The following is a 15,806-nucleotide window of genomic DNA, read 5'->3' on the forward strand; positions in this document are numbered from 1 at the left end:
CCGCGTCTACTGCGGACCCACAAAGCCAACCGGCGTCGCCTTGGCGCTCGAATCCTGCGTCACCACGCGTTGGTCGCTCTTGCCGGCAACCGCGCCGCTGCCCTCGAACCTCGCGCGATAGACCAGCACGTTCTCCATGACACGCTGGACGTAGTTGCGCGTCTCCGACAGCGGGATGCGCTCGACCCAGTCGACCGGATCGACATTGGGATCTCTGGGGTCGCCATGTGCCTGCACCCAGTCGCGCACCCGGCCGCGGCCGGCATTGTAGCCGGCGAAGGTCATGATCTGGTTGCCCCGGTATTCCGACATGAGCGCGCTGAGCTCGGCGGCGCCCATCTGCGTGTTGTAGACGGGGTCGGAGACCATCCTGTCCCAATCGTAGGTCACGCCGAAGCGCTTTGCGGTGTCGCGGCCGGCCTCCGGGGTCACCTGCATCAGGCCGACGGCGTTGGCGGACGACTTGTCGCGCTGGTCGAAAGCGCTTTCGGTCCGCGCCACCGAATAGATCACGCTGGTATCGATCGCCGGCGCCACCTGCTTGTGTTCGGGAATGCCAATGGTCGGAAACGCATAATGGTCGAGCGCCATCCCGCGGGCCAGCGCCGACTTGCCGACCTCGAGCATCACGCGGGCATCGTTGCGCTGGCCAGCGAGCTCGCCGAGCGCCGCGAGTGCCGCGACATCGGAGCTCTCCTTGGCGAAATCCTCGGCGAAGTAGAGCACCACGTCGCGCTCGCCGATGCCGTACAGCATGTCGGCGGCGCGGACGCGCTCGTCTGCCGCCGGCGTCTCGGCGGCAGTCAGCACGGGTGAGGGGGCGCGCAGCTCGATACCCTCGAGGCCGAGCCGCGCACGGGCGAGCTGGCCGTAATAGGCGGTCGGATAGCGCGCGGCCGCCTTGTAGCTCATGCGCGCATCGGCCATGGCTCCCATCGCCTCGGCCGCGCGGCCTCGCCAGTAATGAGCGCGAGACAGCGCGATCGGATTGGTCGAGCCTTCGTCGATCGCGGCGAAGTGTGCCATGGCCGCCCTGGGATCGCCCAGATAGCGCAGCGCGATCCAGCCGCACATGAAGTGATAATCGACTCGATAGACCTCCATCGCCGGCACCGCGGCGGCGCGCACCACGTCGTATGCGGTCGTGAACTTGCCCTGGTCGAGCAGTTTTCGGGCCAGCAGGCGGCGCTCGCGCCACCAGGCATCGGTGTCCTGCGCCGCCATCGTGTCGGGCGCAGCCGCCAGGATCAGTTCGGCCGCATCGTCGATGTGGTCCTTCTGGATGTGCCATTGCGCGCGGCACAGGACATAGCCGAGGTCGCGGCGGGCGTCTGCCGACACGTCGTCGAGATAATCCTTGGCCTTGTCGGCCTTGCCGTTGACTGCGGCGCAGGCCTTGACGATGGCGAGCGCATCCTCGCCGAGACGCTTTGCGGCGCGTTTTGCGCCGGCGTAGTCCTTGGCGCCAAGACGCTTGTCCATGCGGGCGCGATGATCTTCGGGCCGCAACAGATCGTGGAACGCTTCGTAGGAGTCCTCCTCGCTGCGCTCGGACAATTCGTCGGACCGCCAGGCCTCGCGAACAAGACGCGCGGCCCGGTCGTTGTCGCCTTCGGAGAGCAGCACGCGGGCCAGGGCGAACTTGCCCTTGGCGCTGGCCGGCCGGTCCATCGTGAAGGCGTGCACGGTCGCCGCATCGCTCTTCTCCTGCCACAGCCGCGCCTCGGCGCGGCGGCGCAGCAGCGCGGCGCTCGGCCAATCCGGATTGGCGGCGAGGAAGGCGGCATAGCGCTTGAAATTGGCGGTGCTCTCGGAATGGCGCAGCATGAACCAGTCGGCGAGCTTCTGTCCGGCGGGATCGGCAATGCGATCTCGCGCCGCAGTCGCGTCGTCGGCCTTGCCCTTGCGTGCGAGGTCGATGGCGTCCTTCAGCGCGGCAAGGTCGCCGGTCAGCGGCGGCGGTGCCGGCTTGTCCGCAGGCTCGTCGTCACGTTGCTTGGACTTGCGCTTGGCCTCGGCATGTTTGCCATGGCGCGATTTCGCCGCGACATGGCGATGCTTGCCGGCTTTCGTCTCGTGCGTCTTCTTGGAAGCGGACGATTTGTGGCTGCTCTTCGCCACCGAGGCGGCAGGCACGAAGGCCAACGCGGCGACGGCCACGACACACGCGAGCGAGCGTAGGCACTGGTTCATTCCATGGTCCCCCTGCGAAACCACTACAAACCAAGGTCCGCGACGACATGCGGCTTGAGAATCACGACACCGGCAACGATGCCACGGCATCGTCTCGCATTCCTCACGCTCGTTCAACAATGCGGCAAAATACGGATTGGAACTGGGGAACTCGGAGCGACAGCGGCTTTAACCTTTGTTAACGAATTGGCCCTCGCGTGGTGGTTGCAACTGCTTCGCAGGGCATGGACGCGATTGCGCGTGTTCCCCACCCAAAATCCGGTGTATTGAGTTCCACCGATCCTTCTATTCAGCCTTTGCCCTTCATGCCGCTTTTCAACCAGTCGATCCGGCGCAAAATCGTCGGCATCGCCCTCGGATTGATCGTCCTGATGCTGGTCACCTCGATCCTGTCGATGGTGATGTCGAGCAAGGTCGGCATTCTCCTGGACGAACTGACGAACCGCTACATCCCGGCCTACGGCCATCTGGCCCGCGCCAATGTCCGCTCGCTGGAGCGGGCGCTGGCGCTGCGGCGCATGGTCATGACCAGGATGCAGTCGCCGACGGACGAGGAGGCCTATGCGGCCCGCCTGCACGAGTTCGAGGTCACGGACCGGAGGATCGAGGAGGAGGCCGAGGGCGCGCGCAAGCTCATCAACGCCATCATCGACGATCCCAGGACCCCTTCGGACAATGCCGCGCTGGCGCGGATCGAGATCCGCATCGAAACCGCCGTCACGGACCTGCGCCGCGACCTGGATCAGGATCGCGCAACGCTCCTCAAGCAGGTCGACGCCAAGCAGATGGCGGAGGCCCGCGCGACGCTGGAACACATCGACGGCGTGCGCGACCAGTTCAACCAGAAGATCGATGCGATCCGCACCGACATGCTGGCGCAGGTGTTTTTCAGCACCTCGCAAGTGATCGGCCATCAGCGCCAGGCGATCATCGTATCGGGCATCGTCACCTTGCTCGCGGCGATCGTCGGGTTCGTTTTTGCGCTGCTGGTCTCCAGCGGCATCACCCGCCCGGTGCGGCTGCTGCTCGCCGGCACCCGCGAGGTCGAAGCTGGGCGCTTCGACAAGACCATTGCCGTCTCGACCCAGGACGAGATCGGCGAGCTTGCGGCCGCCTTCAACCGCATGATCGAGCAGCTGCGCCACAACGAGCGCATCCGCGAGACCTTCGGCCGCTACATCGATCCCAAGGTGGTGCAGGGCCTGATCGACCGGCCGGAGGTCGCCATCGACGGCGAGCGCCGGGTGATGACCATCATGTTCTGCGATATGAGCGGCTTCACCTCGATGAGCGAGGGCATGACGCCCCGAGGCCTCGTCAAGGTGATGAACCATTATTTCACCGTCATGTCCGGCCCGATCCGCAGCAATCGCGGCATCATCGACAAATATATCGGCGACGCCATCATGGCCTATTGGGGCCCGCCCTTCATCGAGGAGAACGAGCAGGCGCTGCTCGCAGGACTCTCCGCCATCGACATGGCCGAGCAGGTGCCCGCGCTGCAGAAGCAGTTGCCTGACCTGCTCGGCATCCGCGCCATGCCGGCGCCATGTGACCTGCGCATCGGCATCGCCACCGGCGAGGTCCTGACCGGCAGCATCGGCTCCGAGCTGATGATGAGCTTCACCGTGATGGGCGATGCCGTGAACCTTGCCTCGCGTCTCGAGGCCGCGAACAAGCTCTACGGCACCCGCATCCTGATTGCGCAGGCGACGGCGGAGGCGATCGGCGCCAAGCTCGAGCTGCGCGAGATCGATCGTCTGGCAGTGGTGGGCCAGAGTGCGCCGCAAGCGATCTTCGAGGTGATGAGCAGGGCCGGCGCGCTGACCGCGGCGCAACAGGAGCTTCGCAAGCACTATGCCGAAGGCCTTGCCGCCTATCGGGCGTGCCGCTTCGATGACGCACGCGTAGCCTTCAACGCCGCGCTGGAGAGCAGCCCCGGCGACGGTCCTGCGCGCACGCTGCTTGCCCGCATCGCGGAGTTCGAGGCCCGCCCGCCCGCGGCCGATTGGGACGGCGCCTGGCGGATGGACAGCAAATAGCCGTCCGGTCCGCGAATAATTGTTTCTACCCCATAACGATGTTCGCCGTGACCTAATTTCCGGGCTTAGGTTTGCTGTCCCTAGGGCGTTTGATGGGGATACGCCGATGACAGAACTTGAGGACAGGCTGGAGCGGTTCGAGACACTCACCGCCGAATGCGAGCTCATTGCCAAGCTCGCCACCGACAGCACCAAGCGCGAATTCTACCTGAAGCTCGGGGAGCAGTATCGCCAGCTCGCGGTCGACATGCGCCAGGCGATCGCGATCAAGGCTGCCGCCTGACGCGACCTGACGGTTTCTCGCTGCAGTGAGCCGCATGCCGGGCATCTGTCCCGCCGGGGAGCCCCCGGTCGCAATCGGTTCTTAACAATTGGGTCGCATCCTTGACGAGAAGCAGGGAGTCGCCCGTCGCGATTCGCTGCGATGGGAATGCCTGGGGCAAGGTTGCGCTGCAATGTTGCCCGCGAACCGAACTCGTCCGGCAGTTGACATCCCATGCGCCTGTTTGCGGTCGTCTTGTTTGCGCTTTTGACAGCAGCCTGCAACCAGGAGCAGGACGTCACCGGCTCGACCCCGGTTTGCCCGATGCGCAGCTACTCGTCGTTCAATCCGCGCGACATGAACCAGTGCGTTGCCGCCTGCAAGGCATGCGACCACGGCAACACCGTCACGTGCTCGACGGCCTGCACGCTCCACGGCGCGCGGTGAGGGCGAAGGTCAGCCTCGCGCCGCCTCGCGTCGCAATTCGGGGAAAATGGCCTCGTCCTGAAGGATGACGTCGGCCGTTCGCTGATAATGGGCCGTGAGCAGCTTCACCGCTAGATCGGCATCGCCGCTCAGTACCGCCTCCATGATGGCAGCATGCTCGTCGCCGACGTGACGCGACGGAAAGGCCTTGCTGATCGATAGGCGCCGGTAGCGATAGAGCTGGTCGGCAAGCTGGCCGCAGAACCCGATCAGGGATTGCGAGCCACATTGGCCGATCAGGGTGCGATGGTAGATGCGATGCAACTTTTCCCATTCGGGATTGTCGGCGAATTCGGTGGCACTCAACGACCGGGGCACACGGCTCAGCCTGTGGTGCGCGAGGACGAGCTGCTCCTCCCATTCAGGCGTGGACGCCGCCATGGACTCGCGGAGCGCCAGCGCCTCGACCCAGCAGCGTGTCTTGGTCAGCTCGGCGAGCTCCGCGCGGCTGACGTCCTTGACATAAAAGCCGCGCTGCTCGCGGACCTCGACCAGTCCGTCGGCGGTCAACCGGTTGAGCGCCTCGCGCAGCGGCGTTTGGCCGGTCTGGTAGGTCTCCATCAGGAACCGCATCTGCAGCTTGCGTGACGGGGCGAGGCGTCCGGACAACAGGTCCTCGCGCAGCCGGTCATAGACGTGGCTCGCCTGCGTCGAGGGGGCCGGCAGTGTGGACGCCGCAGTCAATTCCACCGTTCCAGCCTCCATTGTCCGCTCAGCTCACGGTGCGCCATCATATACATCTGATCACGAGTCCATAAAATGTATAAATTTCTGTTGCGGTGATCATTTTGTGTAATAAAAGGGGGGTCGGTCATGAAAGTGCGACCGCGATCAAGAAAGCCACGCGGTCTGCCCGGACAGTGGCCTGACGGAGGAGTGCGTTCATGGCCCGGTTTCCGGTGACTGCGCTGCGCAGCGTCGATCTCGGCACGCCGGATCTGGATCGCTCCGTGGCGTTCTATCGCGACGTTTGGGGTCTTGCGCCCGTCACCCGGGAAGCCGGCGTTGTTTATCTGCGCGCGACCGGCAGCGACCACCACGTCGTCGCGCTCTACCAAAGTGAGCAGCCCGAGCTTGGTGCGGTGACGTTTCGCGCAGCGCGCGCGGACGATCTCGATTCCATTGCCGCGAACGCACTTGCCGAAGGCGCGCGGCTGATCCGCAGTCCAGCTCCGAACCAAGCGCCCGATGGCGGCATGATGCTGGCCATTCGTGCGCCGGACGGCGGCGTCCTGCGCTTCGTTCACGACGACCTCAGTCATAGGCCGGAGCCGCAGCAAGGCGATCGGCCCGAGCGGCTTGCCCACGTCAATCTCAACAGCACGGATGTTGATCGCTCCGCCGCCTTCTACGAGAGGGCGCTTGGCTTTCGGCTGACGGACCGCTCAAAGGCGATGGCGTTCGTTCGCTGCAACAGCGATCACCATGCGGTCGTGATCGCCGACGCCAAGGTCAGCGGACTCAATCACGTGGCTTTCCTGATGCCGAACCTGGAAGCGGTGATGCGCGGTTCGGGCCGCATGATCGACGCCGGTTACCCGATTGCCTGGGGGGTTGGTCGCCATGGTCCCGGCGACAACGTGTTTTCCTACTTCATCGACCCCGTGGGGACCGTGATCGAATACACCGCCGAGGTGCTCCAGGTCGACGACAGCTACGTCGTGCGGGGCCCGGATCATTGGGTCTGGCCGCCCGGTCGCACCGATCAATGGGGCATCGCGCCGCCCAAGGCCAACCACGTGAAGGCCGCGCAACTCTCCGTCCGCTACGCCGCGCGCTGAGCACGACGATCCATCAACACGCAAACGAGGTCTCGGTCAGTGTCCGTTTCGAAGCCCGCGAACGATGTCCAGGTTGCTGTCGTCGGCTTCGGCCCGTCAGGCGCCGTCGCCGCCAGCCTGCTCGGCGCAGAGGGGATCCAGACCCTGGCGGTCGACCGCGACCGAGCGGTCTACGACAAGCCGCGTGCAATCGCGCTCGATCACGAGATCCTGCGGCTGTTCGACAATCTCGGTGTTGCCGAGCCGCTCAGTCCGCACATTGCGCCGTTTCCGGCGTCGGAGCATTTCGGCGCGCGCGGCCAATTGATCCGCCGCATCGATATGGTGAGTGAGCCTTATCCGCTCGGCTACACCCCGACCATGGTGTTCACCCAGCCGCCGGTCGAGGAGATCCTGCGCGCCCATGCGCGGTCCTATCGGTCGGTGGTCGTGGAGCTCGGTACCGAGCTCCGCAAGCTCGAGCCGGCGCCTGATGGTGTGACGCTCGAGCTGTGCGGCGACCAGGGCACGCGCAACGTCACGGCGGACTATGTCATCGCCTGCGACGGCGCATCGAGCGCGGTTCGCCGTCAGCTCGGGATTGGCTTCGACGATCTGGTCTTCGACGAGCCCTGGCTCGTGGTCGACCTCAGGGTCAACGCATCTGGGCTTGCCAAGCTGCCGCGCACCGCGGCGCAGTTCTGCGATCCGTCACGGCCGACCACCTATATCGTCGGCCCGGGCTCGCACCGGCGGTTCGAGATCATGCTGCTGCCCGGCGAGGATCCACGCGCAATGGAGCAGCCCGAGCAGGTCTGGCGGCTGTTGGCGCGCTGGCTCACGCCTGATGATGCGGCGCTGTGGCGGGCGGCGAGCTATCGCTTTCATGCCCTCGTCGCCAGCAAATGGCGTGAAGGGCGCGTCTTCCTTGCCGGAGATGCCGCCCATCAGCAGCCGCCGTTCATTGGGCAGGGGATGTGTCAAGGCGTTCGCGATGTCGCCAATCTGGTCTGGAAGCTCGCGCGCGTTCTGCGCGGCGCCTCCGGCGAGGCGCTGCTCGATACCTATCAGGACGAACGCAGCGCTCACGTCCGTGAGCTGACGAGCCGCATCAAGGCGATCGGCCACGTCATCTGCGAGCGCGATCCGGAAGCGGCTGCCGCGCGCGATGAGCGCATCCTCGCCGAAGGCGGCGGCGTGCCGCGGACCATTACCCGCCAGGAGATCGTGCCGCCGCTCAGCTGCGGCCTTCGCGCCGACGTGCCGCATACTGCCAACGGCACGCTGTTTCCCCAGCCATGGATCATGACATCCGGCGGCCGGCAATTGCTCGACACCATGTGCGGCGCCGGATGGCGGCTCGTGCTGCGGGCCGACAGTGCGGTGGCACGATCGCGTGCGATCGCGTCACACGCTGTGGAGATCGGCTTGCGCCTGATCGCGATCGCAACGGCGGATCACGATCAGCTGCCGTACATCCTGCGGGAGGAAAGCGACGTAGTGACGGATTGGTTCGCGCGGCACGCCTGCGCGGCCGCGATCGTCCGCCCCGATCACTACGTCTACGGCGTCGCGGCAGACGAAGCCGGACTAGCTGAGATGCTGTCAGGTCTCGAGGCGAGGCTGCGATGAACAAAACAACGATAACGCTCAAGAGGGGGAAATCATGCCGTCATCGTCGAGCTTGACGACGGGGCCCGCGGTGCCTGCGCGCGCCTATGCGGTTCTCATCATGTTGTTTCTGTTCCAGACCATCAACTTCTTCGACAAGCTGGTCTTCGGCCTCTCGGCGGTGCCGATGATGAAGGAGCTGTCGCTCAGTCCGAAGGAGTTCGGCCTGATCGGCAGCAGCTTCTTTCTGCTGTTCTCGCTCTCGGGCATGGCGGTCGGACTGTTCGTCGTCGGCCGCTTCCCCGTGAAGTGGATCTTGCTGCTGCTCGCCGCCATCTGGTCGGCGACACAGCTCCCGGTGTTCTTCTCGAGCTCCGTCATGGTGCTGGTCGTGTGTCGCATTCTGCTCGGCGCGGGTGAGGGCCCTGGCCTGCCGACGGCTTTGCACGCCTGCTACAACTGGTTTCCTGCCGATAAACGCAGCGTCCCGAGCGCAGTCGTTCTGCAGGGCATCAGCGTCGGGCTTCTGGCCGGCGGCCCGCTGCTGACCTACGTGATCATCAATCACGGCTGGCGCACCGGCTTTCTGGTTTGCGGACTGCTCGGCATTGCCTGGATGATCGCCTGGAGCGTCATCGGCGGGGAGGGACCCTACGCCGCGGCGGACATTGGAAACGATGCGACGGCGGCCTCGCCGAAACTGCCGGCGCGACTGTTGTGGTGCGATCCGACGGTGATCGGCGTCATCATCATGTCGACCATGTCGTACTGGATCGTCGGCATCTCCGCGACGTGGCTGCCGCCGTTCCTCCAGCTCGGGCTCGGCTACAAGCCGACCGACGTCGGCTGGATCATTTCCGCGATCTACCTGTTCCAGTCGCCGTTGCTGCTCAGCGGCTCCTGGATCACGCAAGTGCTTCAGCGTCGGGGCTGGAGCCTGCGCGCCTGCCTCGGCAATGCCGCGGGATTGGCGCTGCTGATTGCGGGCTGCGCACTGCTGCTCAGCATCGTGACGACAGGCGCGTTCCAGCTCGCCTGCGTGGCGATCGCCTTCGCGGCACCAAGCCTCACCACGATCTTCGGACCGGTCGCGCTTGGCGCCGTGGCGCCCGCGGCCCAGCGCGGCCGGCTGATCGTCGTGATCTATTCAGGCAATGCAGCGTCCGCGCTGTTCTCGAACGCACTGACCGGATGGATCGTCGGCGAGGCGGGCAGCAATAGCGCGCTCGGCTATGCCCATGCCATGACGTTCACCGCCGGCATTCTCATCGTCGGCGCGGTTGCCGCCTTCGCACTCATCTTCCCGGAGCGGACCATCGCGCGCTTTGCGAAGACCTCCTCGCCGTCATCTTCAGCTACCATTGTTCCCGCCACGTCGACCTGATCGGCCTATCTCAAGGACACCACATGAAATTCGCAAGCTTTGAAATTGACGACGCCGCCTCCTGGGGCCTGGTGGAGGGCGACAGCGTGGCCGATCTCGGCACCGTCCTGAAGGATCGCTATCCCGACCTCAAATCGGCGATCGCGGCCGGCGCGCTGGCCGAAGCGGCCGCCTCAGCCGGCAAGGCAAAGCATCATCCGCTGTCGAAGCTCACCTTCCTGCCGGTGATCCCGAACCCCGACAAGATCCTCTGCATCGGCCTGAACTACGAGAACCATCGCAAGGAGACCGGCCGCTCGGAGGTCGAGAACCCCACCGTCTTCGGTCGCTTCGCCAACAGCCAGACCGGACATCTCACCGACATCATTCGCCCGAAGGTTTCGACCCAGCTCGACTTCGAGGGCGAGCTCGCGGTGATCATCGGCAAGCCTGGCCGCTATATCTCGCGCAGCGAAGCGTGGGGCCATATCGCCGGCTATGCCTGCTACAACGAGGGCAGCGTGCGCGACTATCAGCGTCACACCCACCAGTTCACGCCGGGCAAGAATTTTCCCGCGACCGGCGGCTTCGGCCCGTACCTCGTGACGCCCGACGAGGTCGGCGATCTCGGACGCTTGCGCTTGCAGACAAGGCTCAACGGCGAGGTGGTGCAGGACACCACCATCGACCAGATGATCTTCGATATCCCGCGCCAGATCGAATATTGCTCCCAGTTCACCCGGCTCGAGCCCGGCGATGTCATCGCCACCGGCACGCCTGGCGGCGTGGGCTCCAGGCGTACGCCGCCGATCTGGATGAAGGCCGGCGATGTCGTCGAGGTCGAGATCGACAAGGTCGGCCTGCTGCGCAACGGGATTGCCGACGAAGCCTGATGTCCTCGGAAGTCACGGCGGCCTATGCGCCGCTGCTGCGCAGGATTCACTGGGCGACGGCGGTGCTCTTCATCGTAGCGATGCTGATCGGTTTCTATTGCGGACTTCAGCCGCCCGGCACGTCGCCGCGCCGCGAGCTGCTGGAAGTGCACAAATCGCTCGGCATGACGCTGCTGTTCCTGTCGGTGCTGCGGCTGATGGTACGCGCCGCGACGAAGGCGCCGCCCGAGCCGTCTTCCTTCGGGGTGCTGCTGCGCTTCGCGGCCCGGCTGAATCATCTCGCGCTCTATCTCATCCTGTTTGCGATGCCGCTCACCGGCTACGCGTTCTCCGCGGCCGGCGGCTATTCGCTGAAGTACTTCTGGACGTTCAGTTGGCCGCGCCTGGTGAGCGGCAGCCCTGGAATCGCCCATGCCGGGGAGATCGCGCACGATACGCTGGCCTATGTCGTCTACGCCGTCGTGGTCCTGCACATCGCCGCGACCGTCTGGCACGCGTGGGTGATGCGCGATGGAACACTGGCCCGGATGTGGCCGCACCAGGGGAACGGCGAGCGCTGAGCTCGCTGGTGTCGGGGCACCGGAACGATTTACTTGGGTTAATCATTAGAGGAGGGGCGGCAGGACGCGGAGTCCTATGGAATGGGTATGCTCGATCCCGGTCGGTTTCTGGTGTCGTGCTCGCATTGCGAGGCATGGCCGATGGCCGCCAACGTCAAGCGCTCGAACTGGTCGGCATCCCCGCACGAAGTCCGCTTCGTGTGCCCGCGCTGTCGCCGCGAAGAGACGGCCATCATTTCGGCCTCCGGCGAGCTGACGCCGATCAAGCGCATCGACGTTCCTCCGCGAGACGTCAAGGCGGCCTGGGCTCAGGCTCAGCAGCGGCCAAGAGGGCGAGCGTAGCTCGCCCGTCTTCAAGGGGGAGAGGGCGAGCGTAGGTCGCCCGTCTTCAAGAGTGAGAGGGCGAGCATAGCCTGGTCGCTTTCCGGAACTCGGCTGCTCGTCTGGCGTTTCAGTGTCGACACCAAACGCATCGAGACCCAGCGCATGATCAGGGAGCATTTCGACATCCGTACGCGGATCAACATGAAGCTGGCGTTGGACCGGGTCTGCCGCAATCGCCCCGATGGAGCGGATCATCGCTTCCGCAAATCGGTTGCGGAAAACATCATCCGTTGCGCGCTCAACGGCCGCACCGGCATCCGCCAGCTCGTCGATGCCGGCGAGCGCGCCATGATCAGGAAGCGTGGCGAGCGCACGCCGGCCTGATTGAGGCCTGCGGAAATTCCTCGACATGGTAGGATCGCAGCCGGGAGTATGGTGCTCCCGGGGGCGTGCGACAGCTTGAGCAGCGAGGTCCATTGGCGGGACGACATCGCCTCGCTGGTGTTTCCGGTCACCGGACACGGCGCGATCTGCGCCGTGCACCGCGGCGCATTCCGGACGCTGCTCGGCGCCGAGCCCTCGCCGGCGGCCTGCCTCGGTTATTTCCGGCGGTTCGAGACCGTGTTTCGGGCCGCCGCCGACGCCAAGATTGTGCGCAGGGACATTTTGCCCGGGACAAGTCTGCATCTTACCAGTCGCGACATCGCCCGGAAGCTGCTAGAAGACGGCCAAATCGCCAATGGAGAATAGACCATGAGCCAGTCTCAGCTCGCCCACGCCGCCCAGACCTCCCAGGCCGCGCTTCCGGTCGCCGCGGGGCAGGTGGGACGGCTGTCGCAGGCTGTGATGGCCATGGTGCTTGGCCTGTTCGTCGTCGGCATGGTCGGCTTCTCGCATATCGACGTGGTCCACAACGCCGCCCACGACGTCCGCCACTCGAACGCATTCCCCTGCCACTGACCGGGATGGCATGAGCACGTTTCGCTCGATCGTCTTCGCCTCGGTTATTTCAGGTTTCATCGTCGGTCTCGTCGTCACGGTCCTCCAGCAGTTCGGCACCGTTCCCCTGATCTTGAAGGCGGAAGTCTTCGAGAAGGCGGCCGAGACGCATCCGCATGACACTCCGGTCGCGGCACAGCCGGCGGCTGATGGCCACGACCATGCAGCCCACGATCACGGCGACCATGCACATGGCGCAGGCGATCATGACCATGGTGCCGGGGCTTGGGAGCCGCGCGACGGGTTTGAGCGCAACGCCTATACGGCTGCTGCCAACATCCTGACCGCGATCGGATTCGCGCTGCTGCTGGCCGGCTTCTTCGCCGTGCGCAGCGGTGCGACCGGCATCAGCGTGTCCTGGCACGAAGGCCTGCTGTGGGGTCTGGCGGGATTCGCCGTCTTCACCCTGGCGCCCGGCCTCGGCCTGCCGCCGGAGCTGCCAGGCGTGCCGACGGCGCCGCTGTTGTCGCGTCAGATCTGGTGGCTCGCGGCCGTGCTGGCGACATCAGGAGGGCTTGCGCTGATTGCCTTCCGCCGCTCGGTGCCGGCGGCGATGTCAGGAGTGATCCTGCTGACCCTGCCGCATCTGATCGGCGCGCCGGAGCTCGCCAACATCGAGACCAACGTGCCCTCGTCGCTGACGCATCAGTTCGTCACGGCGGTGACGGTGACGAGCCTGGTGTTCTGGACCCTGCTCGGCGGTCTGACCAGCGCGGTGTTCGCACGCTTCGACCAGCGGGCCTGAACCTTGCGCCCTCGCTGACGAGGGATCACGACATCAGCTCGTGCAGTCCGGTCCAGCCGGTGTAGAAGCCGACGAAGACGATCAGGGCCGCCGAGACGTAGGGCGCGCGGTGGGCGTAGCGGCTGAAGCCGCCCCAGTGTCGTTCGACGTGCCGCAGGCTGAGGGCGGCGAGAACGCCGGCCGACACCATCGTGATCGCGAGCCCAATGCCGAAGGATAGCACCAGCACGAAGCCGAGGCTGAGCTGCTTCAGCTGAAGGCAAAGCAGCAGAACGGTGATGGCTGCGGGGCAGGGGATCAGTCCGCCGGTGAGTCCGAACAGGACGATCTGCAAAGTCGTGACGCTGCGTCCCGCAAAGCGCTTGCGGATGTCGGCGGCATGGGCACGGGCGTGCGCGTCGTCCTCGTCGCCGAGATCGATGTGGACGTGATCGTGCTCGCTAAACAGGAGCTCCGTGGAATCGCCTGCAAGCGCGATGCGCGCCTTGAAGGCGTGCGGCTCGGGGATCTCCGCGATGCTTTCGAGGTATCCATCCCGGGCCGCGAAGGCGAATGTCTGCTCCGCGCCGGTCTCGCGGATTGTGGTCACCTTGATGTCGCCGGCGGCGGGAAGCGCGCCGTTCTCGCTCCTGATGCGCCAGCGAGGCGGCACGCCGTCTTCGAACACTTCCAGCAACAGCGGCATCCCGGCGAGCGAGAGCGATTGCGGCTCGTCGTGGTGATGATGGTCTTGGTCGTGCTCGTGGTTTTGATCCCGCCAGGTGCGCCAGACCATCCAGCCGGCGATGCCGACGATGATGATTGCGGAGGCCAGTTGCAGCCAGGCCTCGCTGCGTTCGCCGGACAGTTCCTGGCCGAAATACAGTCCCGCGAGCGCGACCGCCCAGACGATCGCGGTGTGGGAGATGGTCGCCGACAGGCCGAGCAGCACCGCCTGGAGCACCGTTCCCCTGATGGCGATGATGAACGCGGCCATCATGGTCTTGGAGTGCCCGGGCTCCAGGCCATGCAGGGCGCCGAGCAGGATGGCGCTGGGCACGAACAGCCATGCGTGCGCGCTGCTTTGTTGCAGCAGGTGGGACAGGTCGGTCATCGCGTTCACTTCAAATAGGTTCGGACGACGTCGATGAGGTCGGCGGCGCCCTTGGCCTTCTCGGGATCCTTCTCGTGCGCGGGATCCACGACATGATGGCGGATATGATCTTCCAGCAGCTCGGTGGTGAGGCCGCTGATCGCGCCCTTCACCGACGCCACCAGCATCAGCACATCGGCGCAGCCGATCTCCGATTCGAGCGCGCGCTCGACGGCCTCCAGTTGCCCCTTGATGCGCCGGACGCGGCCGATGAGCTTCGACTTGTGTTTGATGGTGTGGGACATGGAAGTAAGATAGGGGGGTACCCTATGTATGTCAAAGGCCGTCAGAGGCTGCATTGGCCTGACCGCGCTGAGGGCGACTCACTCGTGGTGATCAGTCACCGTCAAGCTGGTCGCGCGTCTTCGGCGGTGACATCAGAGATTGTGGACTGTCATCTTCGCGAGGGTATCGCGGTAAGCAAACCCGTGTCTTCCCGGCAACGATTGTGCTGTCTGCGCAACATCTCCGTGCGATTTAACCGTGGTCGCGGCTCGTTCGCATCAGCGCCGCTTTTTGGCCACACCCGAACATGAATAAAATCGCTCGAAATGTTTCAGGGGCTGGGGCTGGCTCCTTGCAGGCGGCGGGAAATTCCAAGGTCGATTCAAATCTTGGGTGTGATTTTCCCGGTCTGACAAGGGTTGGGCAGGAAACTGAGACCTGAGGAAACTGGTCGCGATGGACGCCAAGACCAACATCAAGGACAGGCTGCCGAGCCGTCACGTGACGGAAGGTCCTGCGCGTGCGCCCCATCGCTCCTACTTCTACGCCATGGGTCTGACCACCGAGCAGATCCATCAGCCCTTCGTCGGCGTCGCCTCGTGCTGGAACGAGGCCGCCCCCTGCAACATCGCTCTGATGCGTCAGGCCCAGGCGGTGAAGAAGGGCGTCGCGTCGGCCGGCGGCACGCCGCGCGAATTCTGCACCATCACCGTCACCGACGGCATCGCCATGGGCCATGACGGCATGCGCTCCTCGCTGCCCTCGCGCGAGTGCATCGCCGACTCCGTCGAGCTGACCGTGCGCGGCCACGCCTATGACGCGCTGGTCGGCCTTGCCGGCTGCGACAAGTCGCTGCCGGGCATGATGATGGCGATGGTCCGTCTCAATGTGCCGTCGATCTTCATCTATGGCGGCTCGATCCTGCCGGGCAATTTTCGCGGCCAGCAAGTCACCGTGCAGGACATGTTCGAGGCGGTCGGCAAGCACTCGGTCGGCGCGATGTCGGACGAGGACCTCGACGAGATCGAGCGCGTGGCGTGCCCCTCGGCGGGCGCCTGCGGCGCGCAGTTCACCGCCAACACCATGGCGACCGTCTCGGAAGCGATCGGCCTCGCGCTGCCTTACTCGGCCGGTGCTCCGGCACCGTATGAGATCCGCGACGCCTTCTGCATGACGGCGGGCGAGAAGGTGATGGAGCTGATCGCGTCCAA

The 15,806-nt window shown here is 65.2% G+C and carries 18 protein-coding genes; 14 read left to right on the top strand and 4 right to left on the bottom strand.

The genetic code is table 11. The features are described from left to right. Positions 1-6 precede the first annotated feature (6 nt). Positions 7-2,193 carry a lytic transglycosylase domain-containing protein gene (locus IF809_RS23600; RefSeq protein ID WP_453978752.1) on the bottom strand — a complete coding sequence of 729 codons (2,187 nt, stop codon included), beginning with the start codon at positions 2,191-2,193 and terminating at the stop codon, positions 7-9. 305 nt (positions 2,194-2,498) lie between these two features. Between IF809_RS23600 and IF809_RS23605 the strand changes: the two genes are divergently transcribed. From IF809_RS23605 to IF809_RS23615, 3 genes are all read left to right on the top strand, one after another. Continuing rightward, positions 2,499-4,235 carry an adenylate/guanylate cyclase domain-containing protein gene (locus tag IF809_RS23605; protein ID WP_462838709.1) on the top strand — a complete coding sequence of 579 codons (1,737 nt, stop codon included), beginning with the start codon at positions 2,499-2,501 and terminating at the stop codon, positions 4,233-4,235. A 106-nt stretch (positions 4,236-4,341) separates the two neighbouring features. Next, entirely contained in the window at positions 4,342-4,518 is a 177-nt protein-coding gene (locus IF809_RS23610; protein ID WP_164938706.1) for a hypothetical protein, read from the top strand. A gap of 213 nt (positions 4,519-4,731) precedes the next feature. Further along, positions 4,732-4,944: a hypothetical protein gene (locus IF809_RS23615; protein WP_128966432.1), complete on the top strand. Its 213-nt coding sequence runs from the start codon at positions 4,732-4,734 to the stop codon at positions 4,942-4,944. 9 nt (positions 4,945-4,953) lie between these two features. Here the strand turns inward: IF809_RS23615 and IF809_RS23620 are convergent, their stop codons facing one another. Then, positions 4,954-5,673, bottom strand: coding sequence for a GntR family transcriptional regulator (locus tag IF809_RS23620; RefSeq protein ID WP_462838710.1), 720 nt, complete (start codon positions 5,671-5,673; stop codon positions 4,954-4,956). Between the two features lie 194 nt (positions 5,674-5,867). Here IF809_RS23620 and IF809_RS23625 point away from each other — a divergent pair, with 194 nt between their 5' ends. From IF809_RS23625 to IF809_RS23670, 10 genes are all read left to right on the top strand, one after another. Beyond that, positions 5,868-6,764 carry a VOC family protein gene (locus IF809_RS23625; protein WP_462838711.1) on the top strand — a complete coding sequence of 299 codons (897 nt, stop codon included), beginning with the start codon at positions 5,868-5,870 and terminating at the stop codon, positions 6,762-6,764. A 39-nt stretch (positions 6,765-6,803) separates the two neighbouring features. Then, positions 6,804-8,375 carry a bifunctional 3-(3-hydroxy-phenyl)propionate/3-hydroxycinnamic acid hydroxylase gene (locus IF809_RS23630; RefSeq protein WP_462838712.1) on the top strand — a complete coding sequence of 524 codons (1,572 nt, stop codon included), beginning with the start codon at positions 6,804-6,806 and terminating at the stop codon, positions 8,373-8,375. A gap of 34 nt (positions 8,376-8,409) precedes the next feature. Continuing rightward, a complete protein-coding gene (locus IF809_RS23635; protein WP_462838713.1) occupies positions 8,410-9,738 on the top strand; it encodes an MFS transporter in 1,329 nt (442 codons plus the stop codon). Positions 9,739-9,761: 23 nt separating this feature from the next. Then, the gene (locus tag IF809_RS23640; RefSeq protein WP_462838714.1) at positions 9,762-10,610 is read left to right on the top strand and encodes a fumarylacetoacetate hydrolase family protein; all 849 of its coding nucleotides are present in this window, start codon (positions 9,762-9,764) and stop codon (positions 10,608-10,610) included. After that, positions 10,610-11,170: a cytochrome b gene (locus IF809_RS23645; RefSeq protein ID WP_462838715.1), complete on the top strand. Its 561-nt coding sequence runs from the start codon at positions 10,610-10,612 to the stop codon at positions 11,168-11,170. The genes IF809_RS23640 and IF809_RS23645 overlap by 1 nt, the downstream gene beginning before the upstream one ends. An 81-nt stretch (positions 11,171-11,251) precedes the next feature. After that, positions 11,252-11,512, top strand: a complete 261-nt coding sequence (locus tag IF809_RS23650; RefSeq protein ID WP_092290662.1) for a hypothetical protein — start codon at positions 11,252-11,254, stop codon at positions 11,510-11,512. 144 nt (positions 11,513-11,656) lie between these two features. Further along, entirely contained in the window at positions 11,657-11,878 is a 222-nt protein-coding gene (locus tag IF809_RS23655) for a hypothetical protein (RefSeq protein WP_462838716.1), read from the top strand. Positions 11,879-11,953: 75 nt separating this feature from the next. Next, positions 11,954-12,244 carry a hypothetical protein gene (locus tag IF809_RS23660; protein ID WP_462838717.1) on the top strand — a complete coding sequence of 97 codons (291 nt, stop codon included), beginning with the start codon at positions 11,954-11,956 and terminating at the stop codon, positions 12,242-12,244. A 3-nt stretch (positions 12,245-12,247) separates the two neighbouring features. Continuing rightward, positions 12,248-12,454, top strand: coding sequence for a CbtB domain-containing protein (locus IF809_RS23665; RefSeq protein ID WP_462838718.1), 207 nt, complete (start codon positions 12,248-12,250; stop codon positions 12,452-12,454). Positions 12,455-12,464: 10 nt separating this feature from the next. Next, a complete protein-coding gene (locus tag IF809_RS23670; protein WP_462838719.1) occupies positions 12,465-13,238 on the top strand; it encodes a CbtA family protein in 774 nt (257 codons plus the stop codon). Between the two features lie 25 nt (positions 13,239-13,263). Here IF809_RS23670 and IF809_RS23675 read toward each other — a convergent pair whose 3' ends face one another. Together IF809_RS23675 and IF809_RS23680 are read right to left on the bottom strand one after the other, a co-directional pair. Then, positions 13,264-14,331 carry a nickel/cobalt efflux transporter gene (locus IF809_RS23675; protein WP_462838720.1) on the bottom strand — a complete coding sequence of 356 codons (1,068 nt, stop codon included), beginning with the start codon at positions 14,329-14,331 and terminating at the stop codon, positions 13,264-13,266. Between the two features lie 5 nt (positions 14,332-14,336). Continuing rightward, a complete protein-coding gene (locus tag IF809_RS23680) occupies positions 14,337-14,615 on the bottom strand; it encodes a metal/formaldehyde-sensitive transcriptional repressor (protein WP_063706516.1) in 279 nt (92 codons plus the stop codon). A 436-nt stretch (positions 14,616-15,051) separates the two neighbouring features. On the opposite strand from IF809_RS23680, the gene IF809_RS23685 reads away from it, so the two are divergent. After that, positions 15,052-15,806 (top strand): dihydroxy-acid dehydratase domain-containing protein (locus IF809_RS23685; protein ID WP_462838721.1); only part of this gene is annotated, 755 nt, incomplete at its 3' end.

It is taken from the genome of Bradyrhizobium sp. UFLA06-24 (genome assembly GCF_054967145.1).

Coding starts and splice junctions, on each gene's coding strand:
- IF809_RS23600 (WP_453978752.1), bottom strand. CDS start 2,193: ATGAACCAGTGCCTACGCTCGCTCGCGTGTGTCGTGGCCGTCGCCGCG.
- IF809_RS23605 (WP_462838709.1), top strand. CDS start 2,499: ATGCCGCTTTTCAACCAGTCGATCCGGCGCAAAATCGTCGGCATCGCC.
- IF809_RS23610 (WP_164938706.1), top strand. CDS start 4,342: ATGACAGAACTTGAGGACAGGCTGGAGCGGTTCGAGACACTCACCGCC.
- IF809_RS23615 (WP_128966432.1), top strand. CDS start 4,732: ATGCGCCTGTTTGCGGTCGTCTTGTTTGCGCTTTTGACAGCAGCCTGC.
- IF809_RS23625 (WP_462838711.1), top strand. CDS start 5,868: ATGGCCCGGTTTCCGGTGACTGCGCTGCGCAGCGTCGATCTCGGCACG.
- IF809_RS23635 (WP_462838713.1), top strand. CDS start 8,410: ATGCCGTCATCGTCGAGCTTGACGACGGGGCCCGCGGTGCCTGCGCGC.
- IF809_RS23640 (WP_462838714.1), top strand. CDS start 9,762: ATGAAATTCGCAAGCTTTGAAATTGACGACGCCGCCTCCTGGGGCCTG.
- IF809_RS23645 (WP_462838715.1), top strand. CDS start 10,610: ATGTCCTCGGAAGTCACGGCGGCCTATGCGCCGCTGCTGCGCAGGATT.
- IF809_RS23650 (WP_092290662.1), top strand. CDS start 11,252: ATGGGTATGCTCGATCCCGGTCGGTTTCTGGTGTCGTGCTCGCATTGC.
- IF809_RS23655 (WP_462838716.1), top strand. CDS start 11,657: ATGATCAGGGAGCATTTCGACATCCGTACGCGGATCAACATGAAGCTG.
- IF809_RS23665 (WP_462838718.1), top strand. CDS start 12,248: ATGAGCCAGTCTCAGCTCGCCCACGCCGCCCAGACCTCCCAGGCCGCG.
- IF809_RS23670 (WP_462838719.1), top strand. CDS start 12,465: ATGAGCACGTTTCGCTCGATCGTCTTCGCCTCGGTTATTTCAGGTTTC.
- IF809_RS23675 (WP_462838720.1), bottom strand. CDS start 14,331: ATGACCGACCTGTCCCACCTGCTGCAACAAAGCAGCGCGCACGCATGG.
- IF809_RS23680 (WP_063706516.1), bottom strand. CDS start 14,615: ATGTCCCACACCATCAAACACAAGTCGAAGCTCATCGGCCGCGTCCGG.